We start from the raw sequence: 9,476 nt of genomic DNA on the forward strand, positions 1-9,476 counted from the left end.
TTGAAGAGGAGGTGAGACCAGTCACCAGTCACCAGTCACCAGTCACCAGTCACCAGTCACCGTGAGATGACGAGGTGATGAGGCTAAACTTTTACCTGTTCGCTATGCTCAGTCTTCCCTCTTCCCTGAAGAAACTTCCCTGCTCTCCCTCAAACTATGCTCGTTCCGCTTACCCAACGCAAATTTGAAGATCTCGTTCCTCTCATCGCCACCGGGCCACAATACGTCTACTACTGGGGAGACTGGCAGAACGTCGTCAAACAAGTTCTGTTTTCCCTTCTCGGTGCGTTAGTCGTCTGGTTCTCGAGTGGATTTCTCGAAGCTTCCGGCTTAGCTTTATTTTTGGGCATTATCGCGGGACTCTATTGGTTGTGGGGGCCTGTTGCTAAAGCCAGCCTTCGGAACGCTCGGTTTCGCCGTTACCCTTATAGTGGGTTTTGGCAAGGTAAAATTCTCGACGTTTACGTCACCGAAGAAGTCGTCGGCACCGAAGAAACCACCAACGCCCGAGGAGAACTGGTTCTCGTTGAAAACCGCGAGCGTCGTCTCAACGTTGAAATCGGCGACAATAACGGATTTTTGGCAGAAGTCCAAGTTCCCTTACGCCGACAGCATCAGTTTCTCGCCGCCGGACAAACGGTGCAAACTGTGGTGTTATCCGAAGATCGAGACTTGCGGCGCATTGCTAAAATCGCGGACTTGTACGTTCCGAGCCGCAAGCTGTGGGTCAGCGATTATCCTTTATTGGAACGGGAAGGATTTGTTGAAGTCAGCGGCCGTCTCGGACGAGGGGCGAGTTCCCGTAACGCTCCACCTCGCCAACGTCCGCCCCTTCGCCGCAGTCGATCGCGTTCGCGAGACAGTCAACCGGAATTCGATCGAGATTCTTATCGCGATTCTTAGTCGATCGTGCGCTCGATCTCAGATCGCATCGAGAACGATTTCCTTCCCGAAGCTCCTCATTTCCCCGGACTGACGACGAAGCCGCGATCGCGCAACTGCTGGACGAAAAACTCTTCTAGGGTGGGGCGGGCGAGGGTGAGGTGTGTGAGTTTGGCTTCCATTAACTCTAAAGTAGCGAGGAAATCGGGGAGTTCGCCCTTGAGGGTTCCTTGCCACTGTCCGTTCTCAAAATCGAGATCCTCAAGCCAAGTTTCTAAAACCTCTAGCTTTCCGCTCCACCCTCGAACTTTATAGCCGTCCGGGTAGCCGAGGAGTTCGCCCAACCGTCCGCTACAGAGTAGTTCGCCGTCGGCGAGAATCGCCACGCGATCGCAGATCGTTTCGACGTCCGACAAAATATGACTGTTGAAGAAAATGGTTTTGCCTTGGTCTTTGAGGGCGAGGATAATTTCTCGCATTTGATAGCGTCCGAGGGGATCGAGTCCCGACATGGGTTCGTCGAGAAAGAGAACGTCGGGATTGCCCACGAGAGCTTGAGCCATCCCCAACCGTTGTAACATCCCCTTAGAATACTGTTGGAGTTGTTTGTGACGGGCGTTTTTTTGAGAAATGCCCACCCAGTCGAGAAGTTGGGCAATGCGGCGCGAGCGATCGCCTTGAGGAATGTCGAACAGTCCGGCGATAAAGTTGAGAAATTCGTTCGCAGTGAGATAGTCGTAAAAATAGGGATTCTCGGGGAGATAGCCGACGCGCTGGCGTACCGAGCGATCGCCGAGGGGACGGCCCAGAAGCGTTCCACTGCCGCCACTCGGTCGTAAAATTCCCAATAAAATTTTTAACAGTGTAGTTTTTCCCGCTCCGTTCGGCCCCAATAAGCCAAACGTTTCTCCTTCGGTCACTGAGAGCGAACAACCTTTGAGAGAGCGGACGGTTTGGTTCAACCAAAAGCCCGTACGATAGGTTTTTTTGAGGTCGAAGGTTCGAACGACAAGCGGACGGTCTTCTGTCATAGTTCCGACGGTGAGAATTCGCGATCGCCGATCTAGTGTTGAGGCGATTGTATCGCACCAATGTCGAAGGCGATCGGTGTTTCGGCGGTCTCCTGGCCTCCTACCCGAACAAACGACGAGAGAGAGCCGCGCGACTCTCCCTCTTGACTGTTCACACACACACTCCACACGGGCAGATCGGGATTCAGCGATTTCCGTAGATTACGGTAAATACGCTAAGGGGTTCACAGCCCCTTGTCCGGCAGGATGCACTTCAAAGTGCAAATGAGGGCCGGTACTGAAACCGGTGTTACCCATTTCAGCAATTTGTTGACCTTGCGCCACCTGTTGGCCTTCATTGACGAGCAAGCGGTTGTTGTGAGCGTACAACGTCAAGCTGCCGTCGGGGTGGGTAATTTCAACCAAGTTGCCATACCCGCCCGAATTCCATTGGGCGTAAGTCACGACACCGGGGGCAGCGGCGACAATAGGCGTTCCGATGGGGCCAGCGATATCGATGCCGTTGTGCATCCGACCCCAGCGCCATCCAAATCCAGAACTCAATACACCCTGAGCCGGCCAGATATAGCCGTTGAAGTCCATGTTGCCCGACCCAGCGCCTCCTTCGGGGGCTTGGGGCTTCGGTAAGTACGCACCGGGGGCAGACAGGGCGGGTAAGTCGGGAGACACCGCGCGGGGCGGCAGAATGGGAGCGTAGCTGTCCGATCCCATCGGTGCAACGGCAACGTCTTGGGCATCGTTTCTCGGTTTGACCCGCTCTGCGGACTCGGTCTCGCCAGTCTCGACGGTGTTGTAACGGTCGGGATCGAATTCGGGGTTGACTCGAGGTGCGGCCGCACGGGACGAGGGGCGATCGCTCTCGTGGGCAGAGATGCGATCTGGGGAGGCTAGAGCCGTTCGAGAAGACTCTGCATTGGAGGATGCTGCCGGAGTGTCGTCGTCGAGATCGCCGTAGCGATCGCGCAGGCGCTCGATATCGGCCTGCAATCCGTCGGTGTAGGAGGAGTTATCGTCAGATAAGTGAAAGGCTTGAAGTTCCGAGGTCTCCACTGGGGTTTCTGTAGCTGCGCCGAGAACGGGAACTTCGGCGGTTTCGACTTCGTCTGCCGAGGTGGAGGAAAGCAGTTGAGGAACGTCGGTTTCCCCGGTTGGAGAGTTGGGAAGAACCACGTTTGGCAAAGCGCTCAGCTCGACCTCATCTCCGTCGGGGAGGAGTCGAGATTTTTTGTCAGGAAGGGCGGCTAGCGTGGTTTCGCGTCCGAAGACAGTCAGCGGTCGAGCGGGACTTTCGTTTACAGTGGGGATCGCGATTTCTTGTCCGGCGACGATGCGATCGGGATCGTCGAGGTGGTTTGCCCGAGCGAGATCTTCGACCGTTACGCCGTGGGTACTGGCGACTTCTACGAGGGTTTCGCCTTCGGCAATTTGGTAAGAGGTTGTCTCGGCCGGTTCGATTTCGATTTCAGCGGTCTCGAAGGGTTGGGAGTTCGCGGTCTCGAGTTCCTCAGACAGCTCGACGGCTGCGAGAGTATCGCTCGAGAGGCGATCGAACGTACGGGGCTTTTTGGCTAAGGCCAAGCGATCGAAGGCAGGGGTATCGCCGTTCCGTTCGATGCGAGCCAGTTCGTATTTCGACGCACGATCGGACGACGGTAGAGCCGACAGCGACGATGCGATCGAAATTTTGCCTGTCTTGTCGAGTCCTTTCGTTGTCTCTTCTTCTTCTGCAAGAATAGCGACGGTTTCGGATTCGGGGGCGAGGATTTCCATCGGCGGATAAACCATACCCTCGGTGACGGGAATCTCGAGAATCTGCCCGATTTCTAAAACGGTGTCGATAGAGATGCCGTTGGCAGACGCGATGAGATTCGCTTCGACGCGATAGGCTTTGGCGATTTGCCAGAGAGTTTGACCGCTTTGCACTAAGTGCGCTACGGACTCAGAAGCGGTGGGTTCCGGTCTAGAGTCGAGAGCCGGAGCAGCTTTTGCCGCTGTCTCCGAGGCTGGAACTTTATCGAGGGGGAGTACCGCCGTTTTGTCAACGGACGGGGGCATCAACGTCGCGGCGGTTTTCGCAGTCGCGGGTTCGGCTGCGAACGCCGCGTCCCCTTGTTTGGGCAGCAGTACGCCAGAGGCGCCCATCGATAGCGCGATACCGATGGCGGCTGCCGAAGTTCGTACTCGACGATAGCTTTCTGGCACGACTGACCGCGTCTGCCCTGCGGAGAGAAGCGGGTGAGCTGCACAAGCAGGAGCAGGTTGGATTGGGTGTGGGAACGCTCGTTTCAAGCAACGACCTCCTAGACGATCTAGCGAGTAAGTAGCAGTCTTTCGATCTCCCGATCCGACGGGCTATTAGTGATACAAATCACGCTGATTAGCTGATGTCGATCGCTGACAGCAATAATGCTTAGGACAGAGTACCCTGGTTTTTTGATTTACACAAGGTTACACGGCTGAAGACCTTGTTGAGTCTGAATTATAAGCGATCGCATCTGGCGTTTTCGGGAACAGACACACCCCAATCGTCCGTTAAACGGTCGGATGTTAGCGGGTTGTCTTTGGGGGTTTAACGGCACGATGTTGTGAAATTGTCCGGTTTGGCAATTTCGAGATATCGACGAAACTGTACGCTGAACTTAGCCTTCTCGTCTACTGGAAAATTTGCGGAGAAGATCTCGGGACGACCTCGCGAGACGGGGGAACTTCGACAGGTGGAAAACCGCCCAACACTAGAACTCTCGGTATTTTGTTCGCCTATTATTCGATCGCGATCGAATAAAAAAATCTATCGACAGTCCGGCTGTTCGGGGAGTGTCTGTCGATAGAAATTTCTTATGAATTTTTGGCTCGGTTGCGGTTGGGGTATCGTGGCGGAACGGGTTCGCGATCGACGCCAAAAAACAGCATTCACGAACGTCGATTTTGATGTGCCGATCGGCAGTTGCAACCGCGTCGCTCGCCCCCCGATCGGCAGTTGAGATCGAGCCTTGACAACATACGGAGAGTCAGGATTCGGCGACAGGATGTCGGGGGTCGCGTTTTAGGGCAGTCGCCTCTTGTAAACGTCCCGTTTGTCGCAGACATTCAAACAAGCCCAAAGCTGCACTGACAGAGAGGTTTAGACTTCGCACGCGCGGCTCGAACATGGGAATGAAAACCGTCTCGTCGCAGTCGTCTAGAGTCTCGGAGGACAGCCCTTCCGTTTCGCTCCCGAAGAGCAACCAGTCGTCCGATCGAAACTCGAATTCTGTATAACTACACCGTCCTCGAGTGCTGAATCCGATCCAACGCCCCCCCTCTTTTTGGCGTGCCAGACGCAACTGCTCGAGAGAGGTGTGATAGTGCCACGTGACGTAAGGCCAGTAATCTAATCCCGCTCGCTTGAGGTAGCGATCGCTCAACTCGAACCCCAAAGGCCCTACCAAATGCAGCGGCGTTTGAGTTGCCGCACAAGTTCGGGAAATATTTCCTGTATTCGGGGGGATTTGAGGGTTTACTAAAACTAAATTCGGCATTTTACCTCAAAACAACAAAATTACTGAGAATTCCACTCAAAAACTTAAAACAGCCGAACCGATCGCCCCACGACACCGAGCCACGCAGCGAGCGCATCGATAGGTTTTCCTAATCAGAGTGCCGGAGTTCAGATCGATTAAATATTCTGATTGTGCTGTCTAGGCCACCAACAACCGGCAGAGTTTATCCTCTAGTTCCCGTTCGCGGTTGATTTCCGCCTCGATGGCCGCGATGATTTGTTCCCGTGGCGAACTCCCGCGATCGCAAGCCCGACGCCACTGCTGGGCCGAATTACCCTCGCGCAAAATCTTGCGAACCGGCGAGAGAAAACAGCGAATGCCTCGCTCCTTCGCCATCGGCAAAACCTCGGCGTACATCTGCTCGATCCAGTCTCGTGCGAGGATTTCGCGGCCGTCTTGCCAATGGTGCAGCGTCGCGTCGAGGCTGTCCTTCGCCGCAGCTCGTTCGTTTTCCCGCGTCAGTTCCAACAACGCCTCGGCGCGGGTATTTTCCGGAAACTGACTGCGAACGAGGGGGTCGAGACTCGGATCGCGGATCGTCTGCCAAATTCGCGCTTCCAGCATCGCCGTGACGGCCAGCAAGTCGATCGGATCGATCGTCAAGTCGCAAATTCTCAACTCCAGACGATTGAGATTGTAAGGACGGCGATCGCCGTTGGGTCGCACCGACGTCCACAAATGACGCACGTTTTGCATCGTTCCCCGTACCAACTGTTCCTCCGTCCAGCGCACGAAATGCCCGTGGCTGTCGAACAGTGGAACCTCATCTGGCACTTGTGGGAACACCTGCCAGCGCGTCGAATCGTATCCCGTCACCTCACCGTCGAGGAACGGCGAGGACGCGCTCAGCGCTAAATATAACGGGGCTTCGACGCGAATTAAACGGTTAGCCCGCATCAATACCTCGAGATCGCCGATCCCCACGTTGATGTGAACGCTAGCCGTCACGACTGTCGTGCCGTAACTGCGCTCGATAAAATCGTGGTAGGGATTGTTGGGATCGGAACGGAAAAATTGGCGAGAGTCCCCCAACGACAGCGTACTGCCGGGGACGAGGGTATAAGCACCGAGCTGGTGTAGGTAATTCCGCAGGATCTGCCGGGGGCGTACCAATTCACAGAGTAACTGGTCGTAACTACAGAGCGGGGCGGTCGTATATTCGACGTTGCGTGCGTCCGGTTCTCGCGAAAAGCGATCGAGGTCGGCCGCGATGCGATCGGAGAGACCTACGATTTCCCCATCGGGAGTTCCCGTGTAAATTTCGATTTCAAAGCCTTTCGGTAACAGCATGGTCTCTCCCGTCAAACAATCTTGAACGAAGTAACTTCAAATGCGATCCATAACGAGCGGTTAACAGCTCGGTGTCGAGGTGGCCGACACCGAGCGTCCGAGGTCGAACCGAGCGAGCCTCTTTGTCCTCGAGGGGTTCGCAGACTCCCTTTTTCAGAGAACTCCGAGTCGAAATTCCCTGTTCGAGAACTCACAACGCGACATTTTTCAGTCGAGGCAGAGTCGGAGCTGACCGGCAGATACGAGAACGGGGTTTTCAGCTTCGGCTGGTTTCCCCTCGTTCCGCCAACAAACAAGGGTTGAGAGTCGAGGGTTGAGATCCGTTTGTCGCAGGGTCTTCCCCAGGCAACGAGCGACCGACGACTCACAAAAATACGCTTCGCTCTGTTCTCTGCACGACGTTCTCTCCGTCTCCAACTGCACTTACGCGATTAAGCCTTACCCACACCAAATGTAGAGGTCGGTGGGCAATGCCCACCCTACACATGGAGTGAATGCGGTTGTTCTGTCCAAGACCCGACTCAGTGTCGCGTCGCCTTGTCAGCGATTCGAGAACCCCTTATTCGAGTATTCGTCCCGCGAGCGCTCTCGGTTTGCCAGCGAGCGTTTTAGGGCGATCGCGATCGGGTCGCCCTGCGATCGCCTCGAGGAAGACCACAAAGCAGACCTCAATTTGCCTTCCCGTCGCGCCGGTCTCGAACTATCTCGAACTATCTCGAACTATATTTTACCGAGAGCCTGTCGGGTATTGCTCGATCGCCTCTCGAAACGGAGAATTTCAAGGAAACGTCAACGCGCTAATTTTTCAAGCAGTCGTGCCAACCACTGCTCTAACTCGGGAGATAACGAGAGGGGAAGCTGCCCCGATCGCAGGTGTAAATCCCGTTGGGGAAAAGGAATTTCGACACCGGCGGCCTTGAGTTGTTCCTCGATGGCAAAGTATAGGTCGCTTTTGAGAACGTACTGCTGGCTCGGATCGGCACACCAAACCAGCAGCTCGAAATCGAGAGAACTGTCGCCAAACTCCACGAACAGCACTCGCGGCGGCGGTACTTTCAGCACTTGGGCGTTTTGTTGAGCAGCTTCGAGCAGTGCCGACTTGACCGCCGACATATCCGAACCGTAAGCGACGCCGACGGGGAGGCGCAAGCGAGAAACCGGGTTGTCGTGACTCCAGTTAATCACCTCCGTTTCGAGAAAACGGGAGTTCGGCACGATAATCGACACGCGATCGAGGGTGCGAACGACCGTGCTGCGGCTCCCGATGCGTTCGACGGTTCCCATGTATTCCCCGACTTGCACGAAATCCCCCACCTGAATCGGCCGCTCGAACAGCAAGACGATACCGCTACCGAGGTTTTTAGCGATGTCCTGCAAGCCGAAGCCGATCCCGACGCTCAACGCCCCCGCAAAAATGGCGATCGAGGTGATGTCGAGACCCCAAATGTTGAACACGACCACCGTTCCCACGACGATAAGAGAATATTTGAGAACCGTCGCGATCGTATCTTGAGCGCCTCGATTCAAGCGGGCGATTTGCAACACGCGCGATCGCAAGATCTGAGTCAAACGGTTGGCGGCGATCGCCAACCCCACCAACAGCGCGATGAGAACCAGCAAATCGACCAGCGAATAGGTATTGTCATCGACCGGGAGGATCGGAGCCGTCAAACTGTCGAACACGAGCTGACGAGTTTCGTAACTCCACCGCCGCGTCACGGGGAGTAAATCGATCAGATAGTAAATCGTTGCCAACCACAGGAGGACGCGTCCCGCCACCACCAGCAGCGATCGCCAAGCGCGAACCGTCGGATTGTCTTGCGATCGCCAAGGAGGAAGCCGCGTCAATTTTCCGAAAGACCAATGAAGAACCGTTGCCGCAACGATTAAGGCGATCGCTCGCAGGATCGATTGCCGTAAAAAGGCTTGACTGCGTTCTCGATTGGCTTTTTGGAGTGCCTGACGAATTTTATCGGCCCAAATTTCCGCCTGCTCTCGCGCCGTGCGTCCCGTTTCCGAATCGCGTTCGGTCACCGTCATCAGATAGATCCCGTCGAGTAAAATCGTCGGCAAGTCGTTGCGTTCGACTACCTCGACCGATTCGACTCCCGGCTTGACCGCTGCTTTTTGCAGTTGCTCGTTAATGAAATTCGCCCGTTCGGGCGCCAAGAACTGATTGGAGGAGCTGACCTCGAACAAGACTTCACCGTCTACGATCGCCTGCGCCGTCTCGGTGGTTTCTTCTTCGGGAGTTGCCAGCGCGATCGAACAGGTTGCGACGAACGCCACCATCACGAGAAAAATTCCGACTTGCCGCCACCAACGCTTCATATTCTTTGTTTTGACATCAACCTATCGCGTTTCAAACCCCATCAATTTCGTTCGAGCAGCAGAAGAGATCGCCACAGAAGACTCGAGAAACGCGATCGCCGATCGTTGCCACTCTGAATTTTTAACGTCGCACTCTTCCTTTGAACAATAATAGCGACGCATTCTTCCACCTCGCGCGACTCAGGTGGGGGTTGAGGAGCGCAGCCTAGTGGTATCATGTGACCAACTTAATGGGCACGGCAAAAGACGGAACAAAAATTCTGAGTCCTCTGGAGGCACGATTCATTAAGTGAGGTTAATTCCCTGTAAGTCCAATGAGTCGGTTAATATACGTCAGACTCCAGGCAAGAGTTTTTCTAAAGCCCCATAGTGGAAACAACTTGGGGGTGTTGCTGGGTAAAAG

At 55.0% G+C, this 9,476-nt stretch carries 7 protein-coding genes; 2 read left to right on the top strand and 5 right to left on the bottom strand.

The window, feature by feature from the left end:
• Positions 1-156: 156 nt before the first annotated feature.
• Positions 157-903 (top strand): DUF8619 family protein, encoded by a 747-nt coding sequence (locus POG22_RS19775; protein WP_063716288.1) that lies wholly within the window; start codon positions 157-159, stop codon positions 901-903.
• A 56-nt stretch (positions 904-959) separates the two neighbouring features.
• On the opposite strand, the gene POG22_RS19780 is transcribed toward POG22_RS19775, so the two are convergent.
• Positions 960-1,913 carry an ABC transporter ATP-binding protein gene (locus POG22_RS19780; RefSeq protein WP_017659066.1) on the bottom strand — a complete coding sequence of 318 codons (954 nt, stop codon included), beginning with the start codon at positions 1,911-1,913 and terminating at the stop codon, positions 960-962.
• A 201-nt stretch (positions 1,914-2,114) separates the two neighbouring features.
• Entirely contained in the window at positions 2,115-4,115 is a 2,001-nt protein-coding gene (locus POG22_RS19785; protein ID WP_498906884.1) for a peptidoglycan DD-metalloendopeptidase family protein, read from the bottom strand.
• A 635-nt stretch (positions 4,116-4,750) separates the two neighbouring features.
• Between POG22_RS19785 and POG22_RS19790 the strand changes: the two genes are divergently transcribed.
• Positions 4,751-4,894, top strand: a complete 144-nt coding sequence (locus POG22_RS19790; RefSeq protein WP_498906885.1) for a hypothetical protein — start codon at positions 4,751-4,753, stop codon at positions 4,892-4,894.
• A gap of 27 nt (positions 4,895-4,921) precedes the next feature.
• Here the strand turns inward: POG22_RS19790 and POG22_RS19795 are convergent, their stop codons facing one another.
• From POG22_RS19795 to POG22_RS19805, 3 genes are all read right to left on the bottom strand, one after another.
• Positions 4,922-5,431, bottom strand: coding sequence for a tRNA (cytidine(34)-2'-O)-methyltransferase (locus POG22_RS19795; RefSeq protein ID WP_498906886.1), 510 nt, complete (start codon positions 5,429-5,431; stop codon positions 4,922-4,924).
• A 159-nt stretch (positions 5,432-5,590) separates the two neighbouring features.
• Positions 5,591-6,742: a glutamate--cysteine ligase gene (gene gshA, locus POG22_RS19800; RefSeq protein WP_498906887.1), complete on the bottom strand. Its 1,152-nt coding sequence runs from the start codon at positions 6,740-6,742 to the stop codon at positions 5,591-5,593.
• Positions 6,743-7,531: 789 nt separating this feature from the next.
• Positions 7,532-9,073: a mechanosensitive ion channel family protein gene (locus POG22_RS19805; RefSeq protein WP_498906888.1), complete on the bottom strand. Its 1,542-nt coding sequence runs from the start codon at positions 9,071-9,073 to the stop codon at positions 7,532-7,534.
• Positions 9,074-9,476: the final 403 nt, after the last annotated feature.

The sequence above is a fragment of the Geitlerinema sp. CS-897 genome (assembly GCF_028368005.1).
Lineage (GTDB): Bacteria > Cyanobacteriota > Cyanobacteriia > Cyanobacteriales > Geitlerinemataceae > Baaleninema > Baaleninema simplex.